Genomic DNA, 26280 nt, shown 5'->3' on the forward strand with positions numbered 1-26280 from the left:
TCCCCTCCCGATCGGGAGGGGTGTCTGGGATAGGGGAGGTCGGTGCGGAGGGCCTGTCAGGGGCGTGTGCGGCACTGACAGCCCAGGTCAGCACTGCGCTGCGGATACCCGGCGGTCACCGGTCACGATCCCGGCGACGAGCCGGTGCGCGACCCGGGCGACGCCACCGGCTGACAGAGACTCCTCAGGTCCGGTCGCTCTTCGGACGGGACCGACGTTCGGCGGGCTTGCGGCTGAGCCGTTCGACGAGGTCGTCGACGGCGCTGGTGTTCTGGCTCGGTACCGCTGCGGCGGCGGCCTGGCGGATGGCGATCGCCTCGTCGACGACCGGCTTCGGCGGCCGGGTCTTCATGGTGAACGCGGGCGTCTGCCGTCCGTTGACGACTAGCCGCGCGGCGGCGGTGTACGCGTCGAGGTGGGTGAGATCATGCTCGCCCAGTTCGGGAACCGTGTGCCGGGACAGCACCTTCGCGTCCTCCGGCGCCACGGTGAAGTAGATCTTGTTGCGGGCGTTGGCCGACGCCGCGGCTAGGAGGTCGCGTGGGAACTGGGCCAGGTCCTGGTGGGCGAGCACGAGCGACAGCCGGTACTTGCGCGCCTCGGCGAGCATCGTGTCCAGCGAGTTGGCCAAGGTCAGGAAGTTCTGGGCCTCGTCGATGATCAGGGTCGCGTCGCGGCGCCGGTCGGGCTCGACGCTGGCACGGGCGGTGGCGGCCTGCCACACCTGCGCGAGGACGAGGGAGCCGAGCAGCCGACTGGTGTCCTCGCCGAGCACACCCTTCGGGATCCGGACGAGCAGCACACCGCCGTCGAGCACACGGCCCATGTCGAAGCTCGACTTGGGGTAGCGCATGGTGCGTTTGACGAAGTCGCGCAGCAGGAAGGCCCGCAACCTGGCCAGAACCGGTCCGATGACCTGCGAGCGCAGGCTGTCGTTGAGGCTGTCGTACCACTGCCAGAAGCCGCTGAGCCCGGCTGGGTCGTCCAGGTCCACCGTCATCGCCGACCGGAACTGGGGGCTGTTGAGCAGCGGGGGGATGTGCTGCAGGGTCACGTTGTGGTGGCGCAGCAGGGTCAGGCACGCCACCCGCATGACGTCGTCCATCCGCGGTCCCCACGCCTTGGCGAAGATGTTGCCGAAGATCGACACCAGGTTGTCGACCACCAGGTCGGGGTCGTCGCCTTCGAGAGGGTTCAGCGTCGGCGGGTTTTCCTGGTCCGGGTCGAAGAGCACGACGCGGTCGGCGACGGTGGCGGGGATCCGGTCGAGGATGTCCAGGACGAGGTCGCCGTGCGGGTCGATGACGACCGTTCCCCGGCCGGCCTTGATGTCATCGAGGGCCATGTTGACCAGCAGGGTGGTCTTGCCGGAGCCCGTCGAACCGATCACATGCATGTGATACCTCGCATCGGGCACCGACAGCCCCACGCTGTGCCCGCCGATTTCGGCGTCGCCGAGCATCTTCACCCCACGGCCGCCGCCGGGGACGGCGACCGGTGCCGGCATGGACGCGGCCCGTGCCCGGTCGAGGCCGGGCACGGCGAGGTCGCGCGGCAGGGCCGCGAGGGCGGCGAGTTCCGGGGCGGAGGTGAGGAATCCGGGGCCGAGCCGGCGGGCGGCGAGGACGGCCACCGGGGCGGGCATGCGGGCGCGGTGGGTGAGCCGGTTGCGGCCGGTGTGGATGGCGAACGCCGAGGCGATGGTGTCGGCGATACCGCGTAGCCGGCCCTGCGGGTCGGCGCCGGTCCGCCGGCTGGTGGTGGCGACCGCATACCGGATGCCGGTCTGCCACAGCGGGTGCGCCGTCTTGTCCAGGATCGCCCGCACGTCCCGCTCGACGGTGGGATCCCGACGGGCGGCGGGCGCCGCAGTGCGGCCGGTGCTGCCGCTGCCGGGCAGGAACGCGTCCAGCAGCCACAGCACCGGCGCAACCGGGTTGATCGCCGGTACGGCGCTCTTGCCGGCCCGCAGCCGGCCTGCGGCGCGGCGGGCCTTTGCTACCCGCCGTGGGCCGGCGGGGCGGGCGAGGACCTGCACGCAGGCGTACTCGCCGGGTTTGAGTTGGGCGCCGGCCGCCATCAGCGGGCGCAGCGGGTCGGTGTCGTGGTCGGTGGCCAGTGGCAGCCACTCCGCGTACACGGGCAGCAGGTGCCCACCGGCCGCAGGGTGCGCGTCCAGCGGGATCGGCGGCGGGGGGTTCTCGTCCGTGGTCGTGGCCGAGCTGGGCCACGCCGCCCGCACCGCGGCCTCGACCGCCCCCGGGGGAACGGTGCCGGGCACCCAGATCGAGATGAGCAGCTGCCGGCCGGACCACGTGTACTGCCACACCACGTGCGGGGCACCGTGGAGCAGGCGCCGCCGCCGCGACGGGGTCAGCACGCCGGCCAGGTTCGCCCACAACGCTGCCGCGCTGTGCGGGTCGACCTCCGGCGGCGGCGCGATCGTCACGAGGCGCGCGCCGCGGGCGTGGCGGCGGTGCCGCCAGATCTCGACCAGGTTGTGGGCCGCGATCCACACGATCAGCAGGCCGGCGGCGACAGCCGCCAACCACGGTCGCTGTGACACCCACGCAGCGCCGTCGAGCAGAGCAGCCCCGGGGCCGGTAGGAGGCGCGATGGGACCGGCGCCCGGCCCGAATGTGGGGCTGGGCGCCGGCGACGGTGATACGAGTGCTGGGCTGACGGCTTCGTTCGGTGGTGTCACAGGTCCTCTTCCTCCTCATCGAGGTCGGCCGGGTCAGTGGTGCACAGCGCGTGTTCGGTGTCTGAGGAGATCGATTCGAAGCTGGTCCTGTTCACCCCGGAGATCAACAGGCCCTGGCCGCGGCGGGCCGATAACAGCAGCCGGCGTTCGCCGCCGGTGAGCCCGAACGCCTCGCCGACGGCGTCGATGGCCTGCGGCGCCTGCCGCAGCAGCACCTGGGTGGAGGCGTTGGACACCACGGCCTGGCCGAGGTCGGTGCTCAGCACGTCGGCGGCGTCCTGGGTGACGACGGTCAGTCCGGCGTTGCGTTTGCGTGCCGCCTTGCTCATGCGGAACAGGAAGCGGGCGCCTTCGCCGTCGCGCATCAACAGCCAGGCCTCGTCGACGACCACGAGCCGCCGCCGCGAGGGGTGTTGCGGGGCGTCGACCGTGCGCCAGATCGAGTCGAGCGCGAGCAGGGTGCCGACGGTGCGCAGTTCGTCGGGCAGGTGCCGCAGCGACCACACGACCAGGTGCCCGACCGGGGCCTGGGTGGTGGGTGCGTCGAACAGGTCGGCGAAGCTGCCCCGCACCCATGGTGCGAGCCGGGCGGCCAGGTTCGCGGCGGCGGGGTCGTCGTCGGCGTGCAGCGTTTCGGCCAGGTCGCGTAGCAGCGGCGCGGGGCGGTGGTGCGTGGCCGGGTCGGCGGTGATTCCGGCGGCCCGGTAGACGGCGAGGATCGCCCGGTCGAGGGCGGCCCGCTCCGCCGGTGGTGGTTGCTGTCCGAGCAGCACGCTGACGAGCGTGTGCAGGAACAGGCCGCGGCGGGTGAGGACGTCGGGACGCCGGTCGCCGACCGGCAGGTCCAGGGGGTTGATCTTCACGCCGGGTAGGCCCAACCGGACGATGCTGCCGCCGACAGCGTCGGCCAGGCGCGGGTACTCGTCCTCGGGGTCCACCACCGCGACCCGCACGTCCTGGTAGAGGTTACGCAGGATCTCCAGCTTCACGAAGTACGACTTCCCCGCCCCACTTCGGGCCAGGACGATCGAGTTGTGGTTCTCCTGCGCCCAGCGGTCCCACCAAACGATGCCGGCGCTGGCCGGGTTGACGCCGTAGAGGACACCGCCGGTGGCCGGCGGGTCGCCGGGCAGCGGAGCGGGCAGGTCCGGGCTCGACAGGGGAAAGGCAGCAGCGAGGGCCTGGGTGTCCATGGTGCGCAGCATCCGCAGCCCGTCGGTGGCGAGGGGCAGGGTGGTGGTCCAGCCGGGAAGCTGCCGCCATGTCGCGGGCTGCACCTCCAGCAGGGTGGACGCGGCGGCGGCGCGCACCTGGGCGCACGCCTCCAGTAGTTCGGCTTCGGTGCGGGCGTGCACGGTCAGGTACAGGCCCACGCGGAACAGTTTCGCCGCGCCGCGCGCGAGTCGCTCGGCGAGGTCACCGGCGTCGTGGGCGGCGGCGTCGACGTAGGGGTCGGCCAGCTTGCCGCGCTCGGAGTCGGCCCGCCGGGACGACTCCAGCCGTGCCCGCTGTTTGCGCAGCCGGGCCGCGGCGATCGGCGCTGGCAGCGGCTCGATGTGCAACGCGAGGTCGAGCCGACCTGGCCAGGACAGCAACGGTTCCAGCCACGCCGGGCCGACCTCGGCCGGGTAGCCGGTCACCACGAGGGTGGCGGCGAAGCCGTCGCCGACGCGCAGCCACCGGGGCGTGACCTCGACGGTGGCCGGCGCGACCGCCGACGCCAGCGCCGCCGGCTGCGGCTGCCCGCCGCCACCACCGGACCGCCTTCTCCTGATCATGGTTTTCTCCTCTTCGTTCGGGTACCTGAGGGGGTGACGGCGGTGATGACGGCGTCCGGTGCGGCCAGGCCGCCCGGGCGTGGCGGCCGGTAGGGGTCGGCCGCGCAGGTCAGGGCGGCGGTGACCGCCGAGGCGTCCAGCACGCGTGGGCTGACGCCGAGGCCGGACAGCGCCCGGGCGGTGTCGTCGGCACGACGCAGGGCCGCATGGTGGGTGTGCTCGCCGGTCGCCGTGCGGTTGACGACCAGGACCTGCCGACGCAGCGGATCCCGCCGGGCGGCGAGGTCGCCGAGGAACTCGGCGTGGTCGGCGCACGCCGCCCGCAGCCGCGGATGCGGCTGGGCGTCCGCGGCGTCGGCCAGGGCCCGGCTGTGGGAGGCCAGGTCGACCGGTTGTGCGGAGACGACGATCTGCGTCGGCGTCGACAGGCTGTTGAGCCACCGGCCCCACCCCTCGATGAGGGCCGCCTGCTCGTCGGGGGTACGCAACGCGAGGTTCACCGTGGTGGTGCCGACGATCGCCGCCCGGGCCTCACCGAGGCTGATCTCGCCGTCGTCGTCGATGGCGTCGGCGGGCAGCCGCAACGGCGCCGGCAGCGCCATCCTCGCCGCCTTGGGCGACTCGATCCACTCCGGCAGCGCGGCGTCCGCCGCGACGGTCGCGGCGGACAGCGACCGAGGGGTACGCGTGTGGCGTACGGCGTGCAGCAGCCACACGTCGATGGACAGGCCGTCGCGGCGGCCGAGCGCCAGGCCGATGACCAGCCCGCCGAGCACGACACCAGCCCCGGCGAGGACAGGTGCCGGCACGACGTGGTGCAGGGTGCGCCACGCGCCGTAGAAGACAAGCGCGCCGACGGCGACGATCGCCAGCTGGTGGAACGTCAGGCCGTAGGCGACCTTGTCGGGTGTGTCGACGTCGGAGGGCATCCGCGCTCTGGTCGGCGCCTCGGACTCGGGTCGGGTCATGTGATGGTCCTCCGAAGGGTGCTCAGGCCGGGCACGGTGCGGGTGAGTTGCTGCATCACGACGACGCGCACGGCCGCGCCGAGCATGTTGGTCGTGCCTCGTGCGCCCTGGCCCGCCCAGCGGGCCATCAGGCTGGGGATCTTGACGGTGGTCCACAGCAGCACCACGACGACCAGGAGATTCAGGGTGCCGCCCGGGTCGACGGGCAGGCCGAACACGGGCAGCATGGTCGCCGGGTCGAGCAGCGTCTGCTCCCCCGCGGTGAGGAAGAACGCCTGGGCGACGGGTACCGCCAGGCATCCGGTGTAGGCGCGCCACCACAGCCGGGCAAGGCCGTCGGTCTGCGGCAGGGCGTGGCAGGCCAACGCCAACGGCGCGATGCTTGTCATCACCAGCAGCGCCACGAACCGGCCGATCACCTGGACCGCAGTCATCACGACCAGGACGGTGATGATGAGGATCAGGACCAGGAACAGCAGCGGCACGGTGTGATCTTTTGCCGCCCTGAGGTGGGTCTGGATCGCGGCGAAGGCGCCGTCGTCGTAGCCACCCTCGCTGACCGCCCCGGTCAGGGCGTTGGCGAGATCGATGAGCTGGGCGCAGGCCAACTGGGAGAAGTGCGCGGCGGTGAATCCGACAACCAGCCGCGGCAGGAGGTCCTTGACCGTGTACCGGGACTGCTCGCCGCCGCCAGCGACCATGACAAGCACACCGGCGGCGACGAACGCCAACACGAAGACGGTGTCCACGATCCACACCGACCGGCCGGTGAGTACCCGCACCTGCGGCAGCGCGGTCACGTTCGGTGTAGTGAGCAGGACGCCGGTGATGAGGTCGAAGATCGTGGTGAGACAGGCCAGGATCGCGGTGGTGAGCCAGACGAGGACCTGGTCGAGGAACAAACCCATGTCAGGGAGCCCCGACGATGCCCTGGACGATCGCCAGCAGGATCGGCGCGAGAACAGCCAAGCCGTAGCCGACCAGCGCGTTGCGCAGGGCGAGCTTTGCCTTCTCCACCTGCGACGGGTCACCACCGGCGGTGACCCAGTACACGCCGGCCAAGATCAGGAAGAGGGTGGCGATCGCGGCGAGGATCCCCATGACCCAGGCCCGCAGGTTGGCGATCACCACCGGCAGCGTGTTCGCCGCCAGGTAGGCGGTGCCGCCGGCATCGGCGTGAGCAGCGGCCGGGAACACGAGGGGCAGGCCGACACCGGCCAGCGGCACGGCCACACGGAGTACGAGACGAACGACTCGCGGGATTCGGAAAGTGTGATGTGGGGTGCGGGACATTGCGGTTCACCTCCCGCCGCGCCCCGGCCACCAAGAGGCATGACCGGGGCGCGGCGATTACTCGAAGCGGTCCGATGGGACCGCCGCCGGGCGCAGGTGAAGAAGACACGAACCGCGTGAGCCCCGGGAGGAGCTCGTCCTCCCTCATGGGTGGGTTGCGGTCATCAATGTGGTGTCAGCGCATCAACTGGCGCGGCACCCGAGGCGCGGATCGCGGTCCCTCGTCTCGCCCGGCGGCGGGCGGGACCAGCCAAGCGCTACGGCTTGGAAAGTCCCGCACCCCCAAACCGGGTTTTGTGAGCCCTGGCGAACACTTACGCTGCTCACAACAACCTGACAGGCGAGACCGGAAGGCTGACAGCGCAGGTCAGGGCCTATCTGACCGCCAGCAGTGCACTCACGGACGGCAGCGCGGGAACATCGACCGGACGGTGAGGGCGTGCGAGTGTCGCAGACAGCTCACCGCCCATGACGAAAACCGGGGCAGCGCATCGGTCCGGCAATCCAGAAGCAGGAACGGCTGTGGCCCGACGTGGTGCACGTCGGGCCACAGCCGCTAATCGTCGGGGGCGGAAGGTGTCAGGCAGCCGCCGCGACCGACGCGTGGGTCGCTTCGCGGCGGGCGGCTGCGGCACGGCCTGCCCGGCACCGGGCACGCTGCTGCGCCCGCGCGCGCAGGTGCGCCAGGGTTTCTGGCGACGCGGCGCCGCTGAGCAGGCCGTCGGTGAGGGCCTCGGCGATGCGGTCATCGATGCGTGACAGCCGCATGCGCAGCGCGTCGACACTGATGCCGTTCGCGGCGGCGATGGGCTCGATCGCCCGGTTACCGAGCCGGACGTCGATGTAGGCCTGCTCGTCTTCGGCGTCGAGGATCCCCAGCGTCACCGCACGGCGGACCAGGAGGTCCGGGTGCCCGTAGGGCACCCGGGGAGTGCGGGGCCCGGGGGCGAGGTGCTCGACGTCCTCCACCGGCAGATACTCGTGCTGCTGCAGCCGCAGGTCCCGCCCGGCCCGCCACGCCGCCTTGCACAGGCTCGCGTACGGGGCGTCCTTCGCCAAGTCCACCTGGTCGCGCAGGGCGGTGAGGAAGCCGGTCAGGATCTCGGCGTCCACGTCCGCCGGGTCGCCGTCATATCCCTCGCACAATCGGGCCGCGTGCTGCTGCAGCGCCGGCATCGCCATGCCGACCGCGGCGATAACCCAGTGCGGCCCGTCAAGTCGGGCACGACGGATTAGTTCCCGCCACACCTCGTCACGCGCGGTGTAGGCGCGGGGGCGGCGCAACAGCCAGTCGCGCAGCAAGGGCAGCGACATCACCTGCTGCGGCAGGCCGGTGCCGGCGCCGAGCGCCGCACAGTCGAGAGCCAACGGCGCGGGCTCGCACGTCAGCGCGGCGAAGGCGGTCGCCGCCGCGTCAAGGGCGGAGGATGGCCATTCCTTAGCGTCGGACACGCTCATGTCACAACTCCTATGACAGGGAAGAGGTTCGGTGCCGCCGCCGGTGGTGTCGCGGCGAGCGGTGGCATCGATTGCGTCACAGGGACCTCACACCGCCCTGACAGAGCTGCTCAGGCCACCGATCGCCCTCTGCCGCCCCGTCTCTGACAGAAGCTTGCCCGACGGCCAGTCCATTGACTGTGACGGTTGTCCGAGAGTCTGACAAAGCCGCCTTGACCGGCCCTGTGACACTTTGACAGAGCCCGGGAGGACGCGTTTCGGCGGCGATGGCACGCCCTCGGCGCCGCGCCTTGTGACAGGACCCCGCCGGCACTGACAGCGCCCATGTGAGAGCACCTGTGACATCCCGGTCGTCTCACAGCGCCGCTGTCACAGTCCTCTGCCGACAGATGCACGCCGGTTCGCCGCGCACCTATGACGGTCAGGGACGCTCTGTCACCGCTGACATGCGTCGCCTGTGACATGCCGCGCCGTGGCCGATGACATCGTCGTGGACACAGTGGCCCCGGACAGGTCTCACAGTGCTGGCGCGAGCACCGATCTCTACCGGCACCCCAGCGCCGCCCGTCACCGACTCCGGCACCTGACGGCACCTTCTGTCAGTGACGCGACGTGACTGACAGAGGCGGCTGGATGACGCGTCTCGCGTGGTGTCACGTCGCGGCAGCTGACCGGTGTCACCTCCAGAGAGCCGGAAAAAGCGTCACCGATCGGGTTGATTCGCGCCCCGGTCTGGCGCTGTGAGCGGCTGTTGGTTCGGTGAGTGTTCGTCAGGGCTCACAAAACCCGGTTTGGGGGTGTCAGCGCTTCACGGCGCGGCGCGGAGCCGACCACACATGAGCGAGCACACGCCGCACCCGCACCAGCAGGCCGAGCCCATCGAGCCGGCCGACCCCGCACTCATCGACCTGATCGCCGGCGACCCGCCGGTGCCGATCACGGTCTGGCGCACGGCCCGTACCGGCGCCGACCCGCACACCAGCCTGCCCACCCGTCTGGCCTACCGCCTCGTCGCCGCCTACAGCCGGCCCGGGGAGGCGGTCGTCGACCTCACCACCGACCACACCCTGGCGCCGATCTGCGCCCAGGGCGGGCGTCAGCACCACCGCGCCTGGTTCACCGACAGCTCCAGTCTGCTCATCGGACCCGCCACGACCGGCCTGCCGGCGCCTGCGGCCGAGACCAACTCGCCCAACGCGTCCGGCGAGGTCGAGGCCGGCGACGTGGAGGATCCGCCCGAGCTGATCGACTGGTTCGGCAACGACCTCACCGACCCCGACCTGCCCGACACCGACACCGACACCGACACCGACACCGCGATCATCCGACCGCCCCACGACGGTCCACTGGACGCGGCCACCAGCCTGGTGGTCGCCTGCTGGCCGCTGCACGAGGCCGACACGACCGCACGGATCCGCCTCGCCTGGCTCCTCGCCGCCTGCGCGCGGCTCCTGCGCCCCGGCGGCTGCCTCGTCCTCGTTGTCGGCGTGCCCGCTGGCACGCAGCCCATGCCGGAGGACTTCGGCCCGCTTGTGGCCGCCGCGGCCGGGGCGGGACTGGGCTACCTGCAGCACATCGTCGCCGTCGAGGCCGACACCGACGGCGACCAGTTCGTCTACCACGTCGTCACCGACGAGGAACTGCTCACCCTGGCGCACGCCAGCGGCGAGCAGTGGTCGGTCGCCCACCTGCGGGTGCACGCCGACCTGATGGTCTTCACCTCACACCCGGCCAGCCCAGCGCCCGCGTCGAGGCGGCGCGGCAACCGTGCGGGCGGTGAGCGCCGTGGCTGAGCACGCCACCCCCGCACACCCCGACCCGAACGAGCCGGACGCCAACGGCCTCGCCGCTAGCGAGGACTACCAGGGCCGGCACTGCGGGTACGAAGGCCGCCACCGCAGCGAGGCCGACGGCCTGTCCGTCTGGGCCACCGCCCAGTCGACCGGCCCCGTCCAGCGACGCGGCCGGTACGTGCCGGAATCGGTGAAGCATCCCGCCCGGATGCTGCCCGCGATCGCCGCCCACGCCATCGGCGCCTACACCCAGCCCGGTGACCTGGTCCTGGACCCGATGTGCGGCATCGGCACCACCCTGGTCGAGGCCGTCCACGCCGGCCGCGACGCCTTCGGCATCGAGTACGAGCCGCAATGGTCGAACATCGCCGACGCCAACATCCGCCACGCCCACGACCAGGGCGCCACCGGACGCGCATCGGTCATCCGCGGCGACGCCACCCGACTGATGTCGCTGGTCCCGAAGGCTCTCACCGGGCAGGTGGCCCTCGTGGTCACCTCACCGCCGTACGGGCCCACCGTCCACGGCCTCGTCCGCCCCGGCGAACACGGGGTCGTCAAGTACGACGACCGGTACGGCGAGGACAAGGGCAACCTCGCCTACCGCGACCTGACCGGCCTCGCCGACGGCTTCGCCCAGATCCTGCGCGGCTGCGCCACCCTGCTACGACCCGGCGGCGTCGTCGTGGTCACCGCCAGGCCGTGGCGCAAGCGCGGCGAACTGGTCGACCTACCCAGCGCCGTCATCGCCGCCGGCCTGCGCGCCGGACTCGTCCCGACCGAGCGGTGCGTGGCCCTGCTCGCCGCTGTCCGTGACGGGCAGCTCGTCGCCCGCCCGTCGTTCTTCCAACTCCAGCAGGTCCGCAAGGCAAGGGCCGGCGGGGTGCCGATGCACCTCATCGCGCACGAGGACGTCCTCATTTTCGCCCTGTCGCCGCAGGACGAAGCCGGAGTGGTCGCGTGAGCGCACCCACCCACCGCTACCTCTCGCTGGGTGCCGGCGTGCAGAGTTCCACGCTCCTGCTGCTCGCCGTGCAGGGCAAGATCCCTGGGTTCGACGCGGCGATCTTCGCCGACACCTCCTGGGAGCCGGCCGCGGTCTACCGGCATCTGGACCGTCTGAGTGGCATCGCGCAGCGGGCCGGCATCGAGGTCGTGCGCGTCGGTACCGGTGACATCCGGGCTGACGCGCTCGACCCGGACCACCGCTTCGCCTCCATGCCCCTGTTCACCCTTGGCCCGAACGGTGAGCGGGGCATAGCACGGCGGCAATGCTGAGTTATCTGCACCGTCTCTTCCTCGTTGATGGCGGTGTTCAGGGCCGCGATCAAGGAGCTGGGTGTGGATCTACGGAGTCTGTTAATGGAGGGCCGATGTGGGCTTCCGCAGGTCGGTTCGGTGGTACCGAGCGGCCGGGTGCATCCGCCGGTCGTCGTCTTGGACGCCGCCGGTATCGAGGTCGAGCCCGTGGGCGCGTATCTGCGAGATTTGGCGATCGGTGATTGCAGTCGGCTGACGTGCCGTAGCTACGGTTTTGGTTTGCTGCGCTGGTTTCGGCTGCTGTGGGCGCTGGAGGTGGCGTGGGAGCGCGCGACGGAGGCTGAGGTCGCCGTCATGACGGCCTGGCTCCGGTCGTCAGCGAATCCGCAACGTCGGCGTCGTGCGCCGGGAGCGTCGGAGCCGGGCGCGGTGAACGTGCGCACCGGCAAGCAGAGTCTCCGGAGCGGCTACGCGCCGCGGACGATCAATCATGCGCTCAGTGTTGTTAGCGGCTTCTACAGCTACCACGCGCACTTCGGTCGGGGGCCGGTCGTCAATCCAGTTCCGGTCGCGTCGCAGCGACGGCAGGCGTTGGCGCACCGAAGCCCGCTGGAGCCTGTCCGGCAGCATGGTCGGGCTCGGCTGCGGCAGCGCGTCGCCGAGCAGCCGCCACGCTCGATCCCGGACCCGTTGTGGGATGAACTGTTCGCGGCGATGAGCTGTGACCGGGATCGGGCGTTGCTGGAGTTCTTCGTCTCTAGCGGTGCCCGGGCTGCCGAGTTGCTCGGCGTGACGGTTGATGACGTCGACTGGGCGGGTCAGCGGATCTGGGTGGTGTCCAAGGGCACCCGGTTGCGGCAGGTCGTGCCGGCATCTCCCCAGGCGTTCGTTTACCTGGCGAGGTACTTCGAGCAGTACGGCACGCCTGCCGCTGGCGAAGCGGTCTGGCGGACCCGGCGAGGCCCCGATCGGCCGCTGGCGTACTCGGCGTTGCGGCGGATCGTGCAGCGCGCCAATCAGCGGCTGGGCGCCAACTGGACGCTGCACGATCTGCGCCATACGGCGGCGACGCGGATGGCCAACGGGGGCACGCTCACTCTCGCCGAGGTCCAGGCCATCTTGCGGCACGCCGACATCCGGGTCACGGGACGCTATCTAGTTACCCGGGTCGAGGAGTTGTTCGACAAGCTCGCCGAGCACTACCAGCGGCCACGCCCGGCAGCCGTCTACAGCGCGGGCTACGACCCCGCCGACGTTCAGGCGGTGTTCGGTGCCTGAGACCAAGGTGACCACCGCCCACAGCCACCGCCATCACCGCCACGGCCCGCTCGTCGAAGGGCTTGGCTTCGCCAGCCGATTCGTCTCCGGCACCATGCGGGCCTCGCCAGCGGTTGCCAGCACGCCGCCTCGGCCGTTCGGTGACCTCTCCCGCGCCGCCTCCACTCACATCGCCCGTCTCGCCGGCACGTTCGGTCCGGGCGAGCAGGAGAGCCGCAAGCAGCGGCTGGCAGGAGCGCTCCGCTGCCCTTCCTGTTTCAACGCAGCAACGGCAGCACTCCCGCCGTCATCAGTGGCGGTACGATCCTGCTGCGACTACGCCGGGTCTGCGCGGCCATCGCCGCCTACAACCCGGCGTTCACCAATCTCCGGATCACTCCGCACGACTTTCGCCGCATCTTCGCCACGGAACTGGTCAACAGCGGCCTCCCGATCCACATCGGCGCCGCCCTGCTCGGCCACCTCAACATCCAGACCACCCGCGGTTACGTCGCTGTCTTCGACGAAGACGTCGTCCGCCACTACCAGGCCCACCTCCAGCAGCGGCGCCAAACCCGTCCCGACGACGAGTACACGCCGGTCACGGACCAGGAATGGGCCGAGTTCGAGGAGCACTTCGAGAAACGCAAGGTCGAACTCGGCTCCTGCTCACGCCCCTACGGCACACCCTGCCAGCACGAACACGCCTGCATCCGTTGCCCGATGCTTCACGTCAACCCCAAAATGGTCGACCGTCTCAACGAACTCGAACAAGACCTGATCACCCGCCGCCAGCACGCCCAACGAGAGCACTGGCTCGGTGAGATCGAAGGAATCGACTTGACCCTCACCTTCCTGCGCGCCAAGCGCGAAGAAGCCGAACGACTCAGCCGTCGACCAGTCATTCAGCTGGGCACCCCCAGGTCGAGAGGCGACAGCGGTTGACGCACCAACATCACCGCTCGGATCTTCTCGAGACCCCTGCCGCGAGCACCCTGGCCCGGCCCTAGATTCCAGCCCGCGTCGATCCCATATCGTCACCACCCCCGATGCGCCTGTCTGCGACAGCAGGGGCTGCCGCGACTCAGCGGCGATCAGGTCAGGTGCAGATAGGCGGGGCCATGGCCTCGGCCACGGCCCCGCCGCTTCAACGAGCGTGCGGTGTGACCATGACTTGGGCGCCAACGGCCACGACCTGTTCGCCAGTCAACATCGCTGGTGCCTGAAGGTGGAAGGCGGTCCCGTCGGGCAGCGGAACCTGCAGGAACCACCCGTTGAGCGTCTGCACCAGTTCGCTTTCCCTGCCGTTGACCTGCACCGTACTCACCCGCTTCGCGCCACTTACCAAGCCCATCAGATTCCTCTTGGGAGCCTTGACGAGAATGACACTGAGCTCTTCGCCGGAGTCGGGGGCGCGCAGGGTCACGATCTTGTTGTCCTTGAAGGCCGCCAACCGCCACCCCGCTGGAGCGAGACGCACCTGCAACGGCACCGGCTGGGCATCGTCCGCCACGGTCGCGGCCAGCGCCCGCACCGCCGCTTCGCTGCCGAAGCGACCATGGCCGGTGAGCGTGACCCATTGGCCAGGCCGGCGCTGCCAACTCAGCACCACCGACGTGCCGGACTGCTCATGATGTTCGACCACGAAGCCGGGCACGCCCTGCAACGAGACGGACCGGACCCGCTCAGGTGCGTCCTGGGGCACATACCGATCGCCGACGCCGAGGTAGACATCGCTGACGCCATCAGTCGCCTGGAAGACCGCCGTCATCACCGGCCGGTCGTTGCCCTGCTCGTCGCGGGCAACACCGCCACTGAAGGTCGGCGCCGCCAGGCCAGCGGGGCGAGGCCGTATCCCGATGGGATACACCGGCTCGTCGAACGCCACGAGTTGCACGCCCGGCGGCCGGCCGGCCGGCGCGCGATGCTCCGACAACACGACTGAACCGCCAGCCGCCGCGGCGACCACGACAGCAACGGCGAAGCCGAGGCCCACCCGCCGATGATGAAGCGCCCAGCTCGCGCGTCTCCAGCCCCACCGACGGCGGACCGGCGCGGCCCGGGCCATCTCGGCCATCAGTCGGTGACGAGCACTGGACAGGGCCGCCGAAGACACCGGCGGCGCGTCCGGACCATGCTCGCGCAGCAATTCGAGATCGTTCATAGCAACTCCTCGTTGATCATCGCCGAGCTGAGAGATTCACGAGTCAGCCGTCGGGCTCGGTTCAGCCGGGACCGGACCGTGCCAACAGGTATGGCGAGCACCGCAGCGATCTCGGCGTAAGACAACCCGGCCCACGCCGTCAGCAACAACACGTCCCGGTCCCCGCGCCTCAACCGCGCCAGAGCCACCGCCAACTGCTGGCGCAGGGCCTGCGCGTCCGCCCGCTCGACAGCTTCATCGTCGCTCGACATCACATCGCTGGTGGTGGCGGCCAACCGGCCCAACATGCGGTAGCGACGCTCCTCCTGCCGCGCCTGCCGGTGCAGCACGTTCGTGGCGATGCCGTACAGCCAGGCCCGCGGATCAACGCCCTGCGATCGATACGTCGACCTCCGCCTAAACGCAATCAGAAACGTCTCAGCCAGCAAGTCGTCAGCCGCGCTACCGACCCGGCGCGCCAGATACCGGTGAATGGCCACAGCATGCCGGTCGAACAGCGTCGCGAACCGCTCCGGACACTCGACCGACTCGCGCAACAACACGTCATCGCCCACCAACTGCGACGGTGCCACGAGCTGCGCCGGTGGAGGCCGCTCCGATCGAGGGCCGGCCGGCTCACCCAAAGAAACATCCCTCGCTCCGTACGTTGCGCTCACACCTGCTTATGCCCGCAGAGCGCGACCGGGTTCACGACGCCTACCGGAACTCCCTCGCCCGCACCGGTGCCGGCCCGGGACGCCGCAGCCGCCGCGTCGACCGTCCGTGCCTCACCAGCAGTGCCAGGCCCACGGTCACCCTCCCGCCGGCATCCGGCGAAGCACCGAACACCACCCGCTCACGACGCCGCGCACTCACACGAGAGCGCGGCGTCTCCACGTCTGAGGAAGCCTGATGCATCGCACTCCACACATCCCAACCAACCTGCCAGCTCGAAACTCCAACCCCTCTGGCTTGATCATGGGGGCCGGAATCGACCACGAAAGAAGTAGCTCTACCGGTACTTCCCAATCCGCGCTGGTGCAGATAAGCACTGGTGAGTACAAGATCAAACCCATCAAGGCCGAGGTGCGGCGCCGGCTGGGCTACCCGCATCCGACACGGGTACCGGCCGGGGTCTGGGCGCAGATGGCGATCGGGATCAGCATGGATGAGATCGGTCGGGCACGGGACTCCGACGTCGGCTACATGCGCAACGTGCACCCGCTGCTGGACCTGGGCTGGCGGCGCACCGACTGCCTACGTTTCCTGGCCGAGCACAATCTCGCAGACACCCCGAAGTCGTCGTGCGTGGGCTGCCCGTTCCACGACGACGGCTTCTGGCTCGCCCTACGCGAGCACAGCCCACAGGAGTGGACCGACGCGGTCGCCTTCGACCGCGCCATCCGCCACGGCTCGGCCCGGGCCAACGCCGACGGTCACCCGCTGCGCGGGCAGTTCTTCCTGCACCGCCAGCGGGTTCCGCTCGACGAGGTGGTCCTGCGCCCCCGCCCCCGGGCGGAGGATGCGCCTGGTTGTGGGCCGTGGACCTGCCCTCACGACGAGCCGGTGACAGCCGGCGCCGGGCGCGGGGAGGTGGCGTGAGCATTGCGCACACCACCTCCCCCCGCATCGGGTCACTCTGCAGCGGGTACGGAGGGCTCGACATGGCCGTCGAGCTGGTGCTCGGCGGCCAGGTCGCCTGGTACGCCGAGACCGACCGGCACGCCGCCACCGTCTGCGCCCACCACTGGCCACATGTCGCCAACCTCGGCGACATCCGCACCGTCGACTGGACGAAGGTCGCGCCCGTCGACATCGTCACCGCAGGCTTCCCCTGCCAGGACATCTCCAACGCCGGACGACGCGTCGGCATCACCGGTGAGCACTCCAGCGTCTGGAACCACGTTGCCGAAGCCGTTCGCGTCCTTCGACCGCAGCTGCTCTTCGTGGAGAACGTCGCAGCTCTCCTTCGACGAGGACTCGACGTCGTCCACCGTGATCTGGCCGCGATCGGGTACGACACGAGCTGGCTATGCCTACGCGCATCCGACATCGGCGCCGCCCACCGCAGAGACCGGCTGTTCCTGCTGGCCACTCCCACCATCACCGGAGGGGGTGCGGACGTTGCCGACACCATGCGCCCGTGACGGCAAGGGCCCCGGCCACCAGTACGGGCTGCCCGACCTCATCGAGCCGACCGGAACCCGCCACGGCCTGCTACCGACCCCGACCGCCGTGGCATACGGGTCGAACATGTCCCCGTCAGCCGGCGCGGCCCGCCGGCCGAGCCTGGCCGGCATCGCCACCCGGCTGCTGCCGACACCGACAGTGGCCGACAGCCGCTCCTCGGCGAACGTCACCGCCGCACGCACCACACCCACCGGACATGCGGGCCGCACCCTGACCGACGCGGCCCGACTGCTGCCGACACCGCGAGCCAGCGACACCGGCACCCCAGGCCGGCGAGCCGGCGCCGGGTGGCGACCGCCACTGTCGCAGGTGCTGCTGCCCACCCCGAGAGCCAGCGACGGCACGAAAGGCTGCCCCGGGCAACGCGGGTCACACGGAGACCTCACCCTGCCGTCGGCGGCCGTGCGGGTACCGATCCAGACACTGCCCACCCCCCGCGCCTCCGACGCCCGTGGCCCCGGCCACCACGGCGACGGTGGCGCGGACCTACGCACCACGGTGGCCGGGCTTGGCCAACCCGACGCCGACCGGTGGGGCGTGTACGCCGCAGCGGTGGCACGTTGGGAACTGCTGCTCGGCCGTCCGGTGCCGGAGCCGACCCAACCGGGGCGACACGGCAAACCGGTCCTCGCGCCGCCATTCGTGGAATGGCTCATGGGCCTGGACACCGGCCACGTCACCGACCCGACGCCCGCGTTGCCGCGCACCGGCGCGCTGCGGGTCCTCGGCAACGGCGTCGTCCCCCAACAGGCAGCCGTCGCGTTGCGGCTACTGCTGTGCCCACACCGATGGGCGGTGCCGACATGACCGATCCCACCCCGCTCGACGCCTACCGCTACCGACAGGTCTGGCTGGTCGAGCTGTATCTCGGCGACGCCCGCTAGGTGCTCGCCGCGATGCCCGACGACACGTCGAGCGAGGAAGGCGGGTGAGCCTGCGGACCGTGCCCGTCACGTTCGCGCAGGCATGCGCGTTCGTGCAGGACTGGCACCGGCATCACCGCCCGCCACGCGGACACAAGTTCAGCGTCGGAGCCGCTGACCACAACAACGTCCTGGTGGGCGTCGCCGTTGTCGGCCGTCCGGTCTCCCGGATGCTCGACGACGGCCTGACCCTCGAGGTGACGAGGGTAGCCACCGACGGCACGCGCAACGCCAACTCGCTGCTCTACGCCGCGGCGTGGCAGGCCACGCGGGCGCTCGGCTACCGACGCCTGGTCTACACCCAGGACGGGGAATCCGGCGCCAGCCTGCAGGCGGCCGGGTGGCGCATCGTCACCATCCGGCCGCCCGCACCCGATTGGTCACGCCCCAGCCGCCCCCGCGCCGATCACGGTACCGCGCACATCGGCCGACAACGGTGGCACGCCCCGACCTGAACACCTTTCCCGGCGCCCAGGTGCCGGACCACCCCCACCCTCGGGGCGGGCGGCAGCCAAAGGCATGCCGCCTGCCCCGGCTCATCTCACGCTCATGAAGGGAAACCCATGTCCAGCAACCATTCCCACGACCCGGCTGCGAGCTCGACATCGGCGCAGCAGGCACGCTCAGGCCGGCGCCGCCGCACGCGGCGGACCTTCCCGGTGACCATCGTGCGGCCAGCGACGATTACCACTCCGCCGTTGACAGCCGGTCAACGTGAGCGGCGCCAGGCGGCCTACCGCCTCGGCCGCGAGTTGACCGAAGCCGCCCGACAGGCCCGGCACCCGCTCGTCGACGAGACGATCCTTTCCACACCGCTGAATGTCATCCCTGAAGCGCTCGACATCCTCGCCACTGCACCGCGGATAGCTGCCGCGCCACCGCCCGCCGACCTGCGGGTAGGCCGGAACTTGCGCGGCGAGCCCGTTGCGGTCGTGCTGCACAGCGATCGCTGGAGCCTGGTCGTGCGACCTCCCGTCGCGGTGGCGGGGCACCGGCCACCAGAGAGCTGCGTGTTCCTGCAGGGCTACGGCAAGTACTTTGGGATGTCCTACGCCGTCTTCTGCTTCGACGACGATCCCAGCGCCCTCGGCATGTCCTGGACCGAGATGATCAACCGCGTCGTGGCGCGGACCGCCTGATCCGACCGAGCAGCGCGCAGGCTCCTCTTCCCTGGCCGCCCGTCACTGCCCCGAACGGCAGTGGCGGGCAGGCGCGTGGGGGCGTGACAAGCCACCATCACCGATCGGCATGCCCCCTAGGCCAAACGTCGCCTAGCCCCCAGTCGAGCCATGCCGATCTCGCCGAAAGCCCTTCATCTGAACAGTCAGGAGTACCCGTTCCGTGAACGACCACAACACCAACCACAACGACACGTCCGACGCCCGCGACGCCCGCGACGCCCGCGACGCCCGCGACGGTCGCGACGGTCGCGACGGTCGTGGCGAAGTGTGGAGCGCTGAGCGCATCCGCGCGCTCGGCGCGATCACCGACCTGCCCACCGCCGGCCGTGTCTTCGGCCTCGGCCGTGCCCTGTCCTACGAACTCGTCCGCACCGGCGGCTTCCCGGTGCCTGTCCTGCGCGTCGGCGCCCGCTACAAGGTGCCCGTCGCCGGCATCCTCACCGCCCTCGGCCTGCAGCCCTCGCCCGGCGACTTGACCCCGGGCGGCATCCGAAGCGTCGATCACCACCGGGAAATCAGCAGCATCGACCCGCTGCACACCGGCGACGACGGAAAGGCCGAACCGTGACCCGCGCCCGCAACCCCGAAGGGGCCATCACCAAACGCTGCACCTGCACCGACCCGGACACCGACAAACGCCTCAACAGCCGGTGCCCGAAGTTACGCCGCCCCGGCGGCGGCTGGCACCCCACCCACGGCACGTGGGGCTACCAGATCGAGCTACCCATCCGGCCCACGCAGCCGCGCCGGCAACTGCGCCGGTCCGGCTTCGACAGTCGCGACACCGCCACCGCCGAACTACGCCACGCCCACACGCTGCTCGACCTCGCCGACGGCGACGCCGACCTCGCCATCGAGGTCGCCGACCTGCTACACGCCTGCCGTCCCGGCACCCCGCTACCCGACCGCGACACGGTCGCCGCCCGCATCCGCGCCGGCGTGCCCGCATCCGTGCCCACCACCACCGGCGAATACCTCACCGCCTGGCTCGAAGGACGACGCGGCCTGGCGGAGAAAACCGTCCGCGGCTACTCCGACCACATCCGCCTGTACCTCATCCCCCACCTCGGGAAGATCCCCATCCAGAATCTGCGTATCGGCCACATCGAGGCCATGTTCACCGCGATCGGCCACCAGCAGGACGCCATCCGCGCCGCCCGCGCCAGCACCGACCCCGCCATACGCGCGACGGTCAAAGGCATACGGCCAATGGAAGCTTCCAGCATCCAGCGGCTCTACGCCACCCTGCGCAAAGCCCTCAACGACGCCGTCATCCGAGCCAAACTGATCCCCACCAACCCCGCCCTCGGCGTCGAACTCCCCAAAGCGAAACGCCCCAAGGCACGAGTCTGGACCGCCAAAGCCGTCGAACGCTGGCAGGCCACCGGGAAACGCCCCAGCCCCGTCATGGTGTGGATGCCCGCCCAGGCCGGACGGTTCCTCGACCACGCCGAACGCCACGACATCATCCTCTATGCCATGTTCCTGCTCATCCTGCACCGCGGCCTACGCCGCGGCGAGGCATGCGGACTACGCGAGCACGACGTCGACCTCGACGCCGGCTACATCACCGTCGTCGAACAGATCACCACCGTCGGCTACACACCCATCACCCGCCCCGTCAAAAGCGACGCCGGTGACCGGATAGTCCCCCTCGGCCCAAAAACCATCGCTGTCCTGCGCGCCTACCTCGACATGCGCCGCCGCTGGCAAACCGTCAACGGCACCGACTGGCCCGACACCGGCCTGTTCTTCGTCCGCCCCGACGGCAAGCCGTGGCACCCCCAAACCATCAGCGACCGCTTCGACCACCTCATCGCCAAAGCCGGGCTACCACCCGTACGGCTGCACGACCTACGCCACTGCGCCGCCACCTACCTACGCCACGGCGGCGCCGACATGAAAGAAGTCCAGGAAACCCTCGGCCACTCCACCATCGGCCTCACCTCCGACACCTACACCAGCGTCATCCTCGAACTCGAACGCGGCAGCGCCGACGCCGCCGCCGACCTCATCCCCCGCAACGACAACACCGCATAAGAAAACGACGACGGGTTCGTGGGCCGCACACCCATCAGCCCGCGAACCCGCGACCAGTCAGTCCAGGTCAGCCTCAGCCGCTACATCAGCATGCTCTTCCCCTCGTAGCGTGGAGGCCAGAGCTTGAGGGATAGAGGTTCATGGCTGAGACGAGACGGCAGTTCGATCCGGAGTTCCGGGCGGGTGCGGTGCGGATCGTGCGTGAGACGGGTAAGTCGATCGCTCAGGCCGCCCGTGACCTGGGGATCAACAGCGGGACCCTGGCCAACTGGGTGAAGAGGGACCGCGAGACTCGCGGTGAGGCCGCTGCCGGGCACCTGGCCGAGGACGAGCGGGCGGAGCTGGCCCGGTTGCGGCGGGAGAACGCGGAGCTGGCGATGGAGCGTGATGTCCTCAAGCGATCCGTGGTCCTGTGGGTCAAGGAAGCGACGGGCCGGTAAGCGTGGCCGCCTTCATCGCTGCCCAGAGGACCGAGCACAACGTGCCGCACGCGCTGGCCTGCCGGGCGTTGGGGGTGTCCGAGTCATGGTTCTACAAATGGCGCGACCGGCCACCGACCCGCCGCGATGACCGGCGTGCCCGGCTGGCGGCCGCGGTCCAGAAGGTGTTCGACGACTCGGGCGGCACCTACGGCAGTCCCCGTATCGGTATCGAGCTGCGCGAGCAGGGTTGGCAGGTCTCGGACAACACGATCGCGCAGCTCATGGCCGGTTCCGGCCTGACCGCCCGTGTCAGGCGTCGCCGCCGGAGCCTGACCCGCCAGGGCACACGTCCAGCCGCGCCGGACCTCATCAAGCGGGCGTTCACCGCGCCGGCGCCGGATGTCGCCTGGTGCGGCGACATGACCGAGATCCGCACCGACGAGGGCAAGCTCTACCTGGCCACCGTCATCGACCTGTACTCCCGTCGCATCCTCGGCTACGCGATGGGCGCCCACCACGACGCCGGCCTGGTCGTGGCGGCGCTGAACATGGCCGCCGTCACCCGAGGCGGCAACGTCGAAGGGGTGATCTTCCACAGCGACAGGGGCAGCGAGGGTGGATTCAACCGGTGGTCGCAACACGGGGTTGTTGGAACGATCGTAGGTGTTCGTCGAGGGCTTCGGCTGGTGTCTTCCAGCCGAGAGTTTTCCGCGGTCGGCTGTTGAGCGCATGGGCGACGGCGTTGATCTCGTCGGCGCTCCATCGGGACAGGTCGGTGCCTTTCGGGAAGTACTGCCGCAGCAGCCCGTTGGTGTTCTCGTTGGTGCCGCGTTGCCAAGGGCTGTGGGGGTCGGCGAAGAACACCGGGACGCCGGTCTCGACCGTGAAGCGTGCGTGCGCGGACAGCTCTTTGCCACGGTCCCACGTCAGTGACCGGCGCAGTTGCTGGGGTAGCTGAGTGATCGTCTCGGCGAGGGCTTTGCTCATCGTGATCGCTCCATAGCCGGCGAGGGCGGGGCCGTTCTTCGTCCGCGGGATCACGCCCCAGCCGGCCTCACGAGGCAGGTGGATCAGCATCGTGAACCTCGTCGTCCGCTCGACCAGTGTCCCGATCGCGGAGCGCTGCAACCCGATGATCAGATCCCCTTCCCAGTGCCCAGGGACGGCACGGTCGGCGACCTCGGCAGGCCGTTCACTGATCAGGGTGTCGCTGGTGACGTGCGCCCACACGCGTTGCTTCGCGCGGGCTCGGGGAACACGAAGCGCCCGGCCGGTCCGCAAGCAGGTGACGAGTTCGCGCTTGAGGGCGCCGCGGCTCTGGACATAGAGCGCCTGGTAGATCGCCTCGTGCCTGATGCGCATGGACTCATCCTCCGGGAACTCCGCCCTGAGCCTGCGAGAGATCTGCTCCGGGCTCCACCCGGTCGTCCATGCCCGATCGGCCCGGTGGGGCTTGGGCGGATTCAACCGGTCGTCGCACCAGCTACGGGGCAGGGCAGGGCCCGTTGAGTCGGCATTCGGTGCCGAACGGGGTGTCCAAGGCCGGGGCGTGGTTGGACGGCCGCTACTGCCGTCCTGAAGCCCACCGGGGCGAGAGCAGGCTCGACCAAAGCCCCCACAGTCACTCTTGGTACAGTGAAGCTCATCACAGTGTTACCTGTGGATGCGTGCCAGACTTCTTTGCAGCCACGATCGTCGATGCGGCACGGGGGAACGTTCTGTGGCTTGGCGTCAGCGTGCCCCCATGCCTGTGGCATCAAGGGAAGGAGCACGTATGCACGAGTTCAGACGCCGGTGCGCGGCTGCGTTTGTCACCGTCATGGCGGTGACTGGAGGCGTACTCGGCCCGGTAGGGGTGGCCGATGCCGCCGTACCCGCCCCGGATCCGGTGGCGATCGGTCAGGCCAGCACGGGCGATACCCACGTCCTGTCCACCGACTCCGACACGGCGGGCACCCAGGTAAAGATTCGCCCCTACCAGAGCGGACTGCCCGCCACGGTGAAAAGCCAGCGCTGGAAGTTCGAGGTTGTCACGCCGGGCACCGTACCGGTGTACCGGATCCGGCACCTCTCATCGAACCGCTGCCTGCAGTCGTCGGCTGCCGCCGACGGGGCGAATGTGGTCCTCGCCGACTGCGCGACGACGAATCCGCAGTTGTGGACCAACGACACTGCCCAGACGTTTCCGTTCCGGGGCTTCAACCTGCGCAGCAAGCGCGACGGCCGATGCCTCGACCTCTACTACAGCGATGACGGCCAACCGGCCACCATGTGGACCTGCAGCAGCTACGACACGCAGTTGTGGCGGATTCGGGTTGGTGGTTTCGACTGCTCAGAACGTGCGGTGGCTGGCCTCTGCGTGGAGCCTGCACAGCCTGTGTTCGGGGTGATGGGAGCCTGGCGCCAGCAGCCCATGTCACTTGCTGAACCCGGCTCCTACGATCCGGACGCGAACACCATGTCAAACTTCGTCACCTGGGATCCGCTGAACAGCAGCGGTGCCAATCCTGGCTACGACTACGCCGAGCTGGGCTGGCGAGGCACCTGGACCTCTGACGGCAACACCACCATCCACGGCGCCTACTGGCTCGAAGGCGGTATCGAGAACGACGAGATCGTGGAGGAGTTACACGCGATCAACGAATCCGACTCCACGCTCGCGGACGGTTCAACCCACACCTGGATGAGCCTCGGCAATTCCAACGGACAGTGGGACATGTTCTACGACTTCAATCCCGTCGGAACTACCCGCCTCGCCGCTGGCAACCGCACTCGTGCTCTGGAGTACGGGCTCCTGCCCCAGTACGCGGAGAACACCGCACTCGCCACGGGCTTCGAAAACCGAGTGCAGATCCTCGACGGCAACAGCGTGTGGCGCCGTCCACGCCTCGGCGAGGTCGCCCAGTTCCAGGCCAACATCTGCGGCCAGCCGGACCCCTTTGCCATCGAGTACGGCGAAACGAACACGCCACCCTACTGCTTCACCACATCGCTCGTCCCACGAGCAGCCGCCACCGCCGGCGACCCCGCTGAGGTCGACCGGTTCGCAATGGGTAAGCCGGCGGTCGGTACGCTCGCCTCAGGACCGGGCGTGGCCGCTGACCGGTCCGGACCCGCCTCGGTTGGGACGCATAACGGCGTGGACCAACGACGACTTGCCGCCTGCATGGCAACCGACGCCACCCGGTGCCTGGCCACCGTGCCGGGCTTGGCCGAATGCGTCCAAGCCCGCAAGGTGTGTAACACCACCCGCCGTGCGCCCGACGTCCGGGGTGTGCCGCTGAGCGCTGACAAGGCCCGGCAGATCGCCCAACAGACGGTCATGGATGACAGCGCGGGCGTCGCCACCACCAGCATGAGCATCGCGCAACTTCTCGATCGGTCGAAAGTGTCCCTTCGAGGGGTAGACCCGTCGGAACAGGTTCACGTAGTGACCGGTACCGGCACGGTAAAGAGCCTGAGCGGCCGCCCGGACCGCGAGTTCCGCGGCTACGCCATGGTCTACCAGGCGCGAACCGGGAGGCTGCTCTACGCCTGCCTGGGCCAGACCTGCGCTCTGAAGGAGACGCCGTGACCAGCACGACGAGCCGAATCGCACTCCTGATCGCCACTACGGTCGTGGTCCTCGGCATCACCGCCCCAGCCACTGCCGCCCCCGTCCAGCCGCAGCGAGGATGGGAGGTCACCGAGTCCTTCGGTGGCGAACCGGTCCCGGCGGACGCGCCACCGCAGACCAACAGCAACCCCCCGCGCGATACCGGCCAGGTCGGCCTCACCTCCACGCCTGCTGACCTCAAGCAGGAGTGCCGAAGCCAGCACGCAGGACAGGCATCCACCCAGCTGGGCTGGATGGCTGACCGCTACAACCGTTGCTGGATCGGTCACCGCAAGGTCGAGCTGAAGTGCAGCGGTTGCTCGACCTACATCGCCAGTGTCGAGTTCGACTACACCCTCGTAGGCATTGCTCAGAACGGCAGCCGGCAAGTCGACTTCACGCTGACCTTCGATGACTGGGAGGCACTCGGCGGGCAGGAACGGGAGACGACCCCGATGCGGGTTAGCCTCAGCGGCTGCGGTTCCTTTGTGTCCTGCAACCCGAGCCTTGGCGAGTTCAGCCAGCCGCTCGGTTCATGGCGAACCAGCCCCCAGTTTCACGTCACGATGACCTCAGCGAACCAGACCGGTATCGGAGTCGAATACCTGGCCAGCGCCCTGGTGAACACGAGCATGGCGATCACGCCAGTGTCGCCGACCATCGACCCATGGATCGACAACAACATGACCACCGGAGTAGTGCGGTTCGACTCGGCCGGGCAGAGAGCCGGGATGCATAACGGTACGGTCTTCTCCGACTTCATCCCCACCTTCGACCTGCTCGCACTGGCCAGGGCGGACAACGAACACGAGACGGATTACAAGGAATCTATCCAACACATCGACGATGCCCTGCACAACTTGAACCGCACCTTCCCGTCGTTCGTGGGTAAGAGTCCGCCCGGGGAGTACAACGCCTCGCTGGGGGCTAATCAGCGACCACTGCATCGGCTCGTCAATGAGACCTTGAGGATCAAGAATCGGGAGTATGCCGGTAAGGTCTGCACGGACGTCTGGGGCGAGGGTGCCGTCACTCCCAACCTCAACTGCGACGAGTATCCGTTCGCGTCTACGATGGAGGGTGCCTACACGGGCAGTACAGCCTCTACCAACAATCCAGACGGCTGGCGCACCTGGCACGGCTCGTCCCGGATCATCGGTGAAGTCGACAACCAGGAATCCGGCAACCTGTACCTGAATATCGCCTTCTACCAAGGCAACCGTATCCTCGACGGCGACCCGTTCTTCGTCGCTATCGAGCGCTGACAACGCTCAG

Annotated in this window: 24 protein-coding genes and 2 pseudogenes; 17 read left to right on the top strand and 9 right to left on the bottom strand. The window is 69.6% G+C overall.

Annotated elements, in window-relative coordinates; translation table 11 throughout:
* Positions 1-184 precede the first annotated feature (184 nt).
* The 6 genes from AB0D32_RS03540 to AB0D32_RS03565 all read right to left on the bottom strand — a co-directional run bounded on the left by AB0D32_RS03540 (position 185) and on the right by AB0D32_RS03565 (position 8201).
* On the bottom strand, positions 185-2704 hold the full coding sequence (locus AB0D32_RS03540; RefSeq protein WP_357084283.1) for a DUF87 domain-containing protein: 2520 nt from the start codon (positions 2702-2704) through the stop codon (positions 185-187).
* The gene (locus AB0D32_RS03545; protein ID WP_357084286.1) at positions 2701-4482 is read right to left on the bottom strand and encodes a DUF87 domain-containing protein; all 1782 of its coding nucleotides are present in this window, start codon (positions 4480-4482) and stop codon (positions 2701-2703) included. Before AB0D32_RS03545 ends, AB0D32_RS03540 begins: the two co-directional genes overlap by 4 nt.
* Positions 4479-5450 (bottom strand): PrgI family protein, encoded by a 972-nt coding sequence (locus AB0D32_RS03550; protein WP_357084289.1) that lies wholly within the window; start codon positions 5448-5450, stop codon positions 4479-4481. The genes AB0D32_RS03545 and AB0D32_RS03550 overlap by 4 nt, the downstream gene beginning before the upstream one ends.
* Complete coding sequence (locus AB0D32_RS03555) at positions 5447-6358, bottom strand: hypothetical protein (protein ID WP_357084292.1); 912 nt, start codon at positions 6356-6358, stop codon at positions 5447-5449. The genes AB0D32_RS03550 and AB0D32_RS03555 overlap by 4 nt, the downstream gene beginning before the upstream one ends.
* Position 6359: 1 nt before the next feature.
* A complete protein-coding gene (locus tag AB0D32_RS03560; protein WP_357084295.1) occupies positions 6360-6743 on the bottom strand; it encodes a pilin in 384 nt (127 codons plus the stop codon).
* 579 nt (positions 6744-7322) lie between these two features.
* Entirely contained in the window at positions 7323-8201 is an 879-nt protein-coding gene (locus AB0D32_RS03565; protein WP_357084298.1) for a hypothetical protein, read from the bottom strand.
* Between the two features lie 836 nt (positions 8202-9037).
* Here AB0D32_RS03565 and AB0D32_RS03570 point away from each other — a divergent pair.
* The 6 genes and pseudogenes from AB0D32_RS03570 to AB0D32_RS03595 all read left to right on the top strand — a co-directional run bounded on the left by AB0D32_RS03570 (position 9038) and on the right by AB0D32_RS03595 (position 13456).
* Complete coding sequence (locus tag AB0D32_RS03570) at positions 9038-9994, top strand: hypothetical protein (RefSeq protein WP_357084301.1); 957 nt, start codon at positions 9038-9040, stop codon at positions 9992-9994.
* Positions 9978-10958, top strand: a complete 981-nt coding sequence (locus AB0D32_RS03575) for a DNA methyltransferase (RefSeq protein ID WP_357084304.1) — start codon at positions 9978-9980, stop codon at positions 10956-10958. The genes AB0D32_RS03570 and AB0D32_RS03575 overlap by 17 nt, the downstream gene beginning before the upstream one ends.
* Positions 10955-11272, top strand: a complete 318-nt coding sequence (locus AB0D32_RS03580; protein ID WP_357084307.1) for a hypothetical protein — start codon at positions 10955-10957, stop codon at positions 11270-11272. The genes AB0D32_RS03575 and AB0D32_RS03580 overlap by 4 nt, the downstream gene beginning before the upstream one ends.
* A 27-nt stretch (positions 11273-11299) precedes the next feature.
* Positions 11300-12532 carry a site-specific integrase gene (locus AB0D32_RS03585; protein ID WP_334609926.1) on the top strand — a complete coding sequence of 411 codons (1233 nt, stop codon included), beginning with the start codon at positions 11300-11302 and terminating at the stop codon, positions 12530-12532.
* A 396-nt stretch (positions 12533-12928) separates the two neighbouring features.
* Positions 12929-12976 (top strand): annotated as a pseudogene (locus AB0D32_RS03590) (hypothetical protein); the annotation flags it as partial.
* Between the two features lie 258 nt (positions 12977-13234).
* The gene (locus AB0D32_RS03595; RefSeq protein WP_357084312.1) at positions 13235-13456 is read left to right on the top strand and encodes a recombinase; all 222 of its coding nucleotides are present in this window, start codon (positions 13235-13237) and stop codon (positions 13454-13456) included.
* A gap of 202 nt (positions 13457-13658) precedes the next feature.
* Here the strand turns inward: AB0D32_RS03595 and AB0D32_RS03600 are convergent, their stop codons facing one another.
* Both AB0D32_RS03600 and AB0D32_RS03605 read right to left on the bottom strand, forming a co-directional pair.
* Positions 13659-14675 (bottom strand): hypothetical protein, encoded by a 1017-nt coding sequence (locus tag AB0D32_RS03600; RefSeq protein ID WP_357084315.1) that lies wholly within the window; start codon positions 14673-14675, stop codon positions 13659-13661.
* Positions 14672-15229 carry an RNA polymerase sigma factor gene (locus AB0D32_RS03605; RefSeq protein ID WP_357084318.1) on the bottom strand — a complete coding sequence of 186 codons (558 nt, stop codon included), beginning with the start codon at positions 15227-15229 and terminating at the stop codon, positions 14672-14674. The genes AB0D32_RS03600 and AB0D32_RS03605 overlap by 4 nt, the downstream gene beginning before the upstream one ends.
* Before the next feature lie 463 nt (positions 15230-15692).
* On the opposite strand from AB0D32_RS03605, the gene AB0D32_RS03610 reads away from it, so the two are divergent.
* The 9 genes from AB0D32_RS03610 (at position 15693) to AB0D32_RS03650 (ending at position 22135) form a co-directional block, all read left to right on the top strand.
* Positions 15693-16256 carry a hypothetical protein gene (locus AB0D32_RS03610; RefSeq protein ID WP_357084321.1) on the top strand — a complete coding sequence of 188 codons (564 nt, stop codon included), beginning with the start codon at positions 15693-15695 and terminating at the stop codon, positions 16254-16256.
* Positions 16253-16801: a DNA (cytosine-5-)-methyltransferase gene (dcm, locus tag AB0D32_RS03615; protein ID WP_357084324.1), complete on the top strand. Its 549-nt coding sequence runs from the start codon at positions 16253-16255 to the stop codon at positions 16799-16801. The genes AB0D32_RS03610 and dcm overlap by 4 nt, the downstream gene beginning before the upstream one ends.
* Positions 16779-17651, top strand: a complete 873-nt coding sequence (locus AB0D32_RS03620) for a hypothetical protein (protein ID WP_357084327.1) — start codon at positions 16779-16781, stop codon at positions 17649-17651. Before dcm ends, AB0D32_RS03620 begins: the two co-directional genes overlap by 23 nt.
* A gap of 121 nt (positions 17652-17772) precedes the next feature.
* Entirely contained in the window at positions 17773-18222 is a 450-nt protein-coding gene (locus AB0D32_RS03625) for an XF1762 family protein (protein ID WP_357084330.1), read from the top strand.
* A gap of 108 nt (positions 18223-18330) precedes the next feature.
* Entirely contained in the window at positions 18331-18906 is a 576-nt protein-coding gene (locus tag AB0D32_RS03630) for a hypothetical protein (protein ID WP_357084333.1), read from the top strand.
* 202 nt (positions 18907-19108) lie between these two features.
* Positions 19109-19516 (top strand): hypothetical protein, encoded by a 408-nt coding sequence (locus tag AB0D32_RS03635; RefSeq protein WP_357084336.1) that lies wholly within the window; start codon positions 19109-19111, stop codon positions 19514-19516.
* A complete protein-coding gene (locus tag AB0D32_RS03640; RefSeq protein ID WP_357084339.1) occupies positions 19513-20988 on the top strand; it encodes a tyrosine-type recombinase/integrase in 1476 nt (491 codons plus the stop codon). Before AB0D32_RS03635 ends, AB0D32_RS03640 begins: the two co-directional genes overlap by 4 nt.
* 140 nt (positions 20989-21128) lie before the next feature.
* Positions 21129-21428 (top strand): transposase, encoded by a 300-nt coding sequence (locus tag AB0D32_RS03645; RefSeq protein ID WP_357084342.1) that lies wholly within the window; start codon positions 21129-21131, stop codon positions 21426-21428.
* A 2-nt stretch (positions 21429-21430) separates the two neighbouring features.
* Complete coding sequence (locus tag AB0D32_RS03650; protein WP_357084345.1) at positions 21431-22135, top strand: IS3 family transposase; 705 nt, start codon at positions 21431-21433, stop codon at positions 22133-22135.
* On the opposite strand, the pseudogene AB0D32_RS03655 reads toward AB0D32_RS03650, so the two are convergent.
* A pseudogene (locus tag AB0D32_RS03655) lies at positions 22032-22865 on the bottom strand (IS30 family transposase); the annotation flags it as partial. The gene AB0D32_RS03650 and the pseudogene AB0D32_RS03655 overlap by 104 nt on opposite strands.
* A 319-nt stretch (positions 22866-23184) precedes the next feature.
* On the opposite strand from AB0D32_RS03655, the gene AB0D32_RS03660 reads away from it, so the two are divergent.
* Complete coding sequence (locus tag AB0D32_RS03660; protein ID WP_357084348.1) at positions 23185-24984, top strand: RICIN domain-containing protein; 1800 nt, start codon at positions 23185-23187, stop codon at positions 24982-24984.
* Positions 24981-26270 (top strand): hypothetical protein, encoded by a 1290-nt coding sequence (locus tag AB0D32_RS03665; RefSeq protein ID WP_357084351.1) that lies wholly within the window; start codon positions 24981-24983, stop codon positions 26268-26270. Before AB0D32_RS03660 ends, AB0D32_RS03665 begins: the two co-directional genes overlap by 4 nt.
* The last annotated feature ends 10 nt before the right edge of the window (positions 26271-26280 follow it).

This window comes from Micromonospora sp. NPDC048170 (genome assembly GCF_040652795.1).
Lineage (GTDB): Bacteria > Actinomycetota > Actinomycetes > Mycobacteriales > Micromonosporaceae > Micromonospora.

Bases quoted from the DNA above. Each gene is read 5' to 3' on its own strand.
- AB0D32_RS03545 (WP_357084286.1), bottom strand. From the start codon at position 4,482: ATGATCAGGAGAAGGCGGTCCGGTGGTGGCGGCGGGCAGCCGCAGCCG.
- AB0D32_RS03550 (WP_357084289.1), bottom strand. From the start codon at position 5,450: ATGACCCGACCCGAGTCCGAGGCGCCGACCAGAGCGCGGATGCCCTCC.
- AB0D32_RS03555 (WP_357084292.1), bottom strand. From the start codon at position 6,358: ATGGGTTTGTTCCTCGACCAGGTCCTCGTCTGGCTCACCACCGCGATC.
- AB0D32_RS03560 (WP_357084295.1), bottom strand. From the start codon at position 6,743: ATGTCCCGCACCCCACATCACACTTTCCGAATCCCGCGAGTCGTTCGT.
- AB0D32_RS03565 (WP_357084298.1), bottom strand. From the start codon at position 8,201: ATGAGCGTGTCCGACGCTAAGGAATGGCCATCCTCCGCCCTTGACGCG.
- AB0D32_RS03570 (WP_357084301.1), top strand. From the start codon at position 9,038: ATGAGCGAGCACACGCCGCACCCGCACCAGCAGGCCGAGCCCATCGAG.
- AB0D32_RS03585 (WP_334609926.1), top strand. From the start codon at position 11,300: ATGGCGGTGTTCAGGGCCGCGATCAAGGAGCTGGGTGTGGATCTACGG.
- AB0D32_RS03595 (WP_357084312.1), top strand. From the start codon at position 13,235: ATGCTTCACGTCAACCCCAAAATGGTCGACCGTCTCAACGAACTCGAA.
- AB0D32_RS03600 (WP_357084315.1), bottom strand. From the start codon at position 14,675: ATGAACGATCTCGAATTGCTGCGCGAGCATGGTCCGGACGCGCCGCCG.
- AB0D32_RS03630 (WP_357084333.1), top strand. From the start codon at position 18,331: ATGTCCAGCAACCATTCCCACGACCCGGCTGCGAGCTCGACATCGGCG.
- AB0D32_RS03645 (WP_357084342.1), top strand. From the start codon at position 21,129: ATGGCTGAGACGAGACGGCAGTTCGATCCGGAGTTCCGGGCGGGTGCG.
- AB0D32_RS03660 (WP_357084348.1), top strand. From the start codon at position 23,185: ATGCACGAGTTCAGACGCCGGTGCGCGGCTGCGTTTGTCACCGTCATG.